Origin of the sequence: Streptococcus sp. DD10 (assembly GCF_001578805.1) — a bacterium.
Taxonomy (GTDB): domain Bacteria; phylum Bacillota; class Bacilli; order Lactobacillales; family Streptococcaceae; genus Streptococcus.
Map to the genome: position 1 here is coordinate 1 of NZ_KQ969209.1, position 385 is coordinate 385.

The following is a 385-nucleotide window of genomic DNA, read 5'->3' on the forward strand; positions in this document are numbered from 1 at the left end:
CAGCTTTTTGGAGCTCTTTTTCTCTTTTTAAAAAATGCGTACTTTTTATCTAGATTTGGTTTTTTAAAAATTTTTTTCATATTTTTTTCGCTTATAATCTCAAAATCAGTTTGGAAGCCAAATGCTTGGTGGAGTTGATCCGTGATAGTTGTTCTGGTGTAAGTTGGAAGATATCCCGCTCCATAAAGATGTTTGAACTTGTAATTGCGTAAGGTTTGGATGAGTTCTGAACAGGTGACTGTTTCTCCTAGTTGTTTTTCCAAGAGACGATAAATCATTAGTGCTAGGAAACAAATAGTGAAATGTGCTTGAATCCTATCTGACCGACTGAGATAAACGGGTCTGGCTCGTAGTTCCTGCTTCATGATACGAAAACTCTCTTCAA

General features: G+C 36.1%; 1 pseudogene. It reads right to left on the reverse strand.

The features are described from left to right. Window positions 1–385, reverse strand: a pseudogene (locus STRDD10_RS11695) (IS1634 family transposase); the annotation flags it as partial.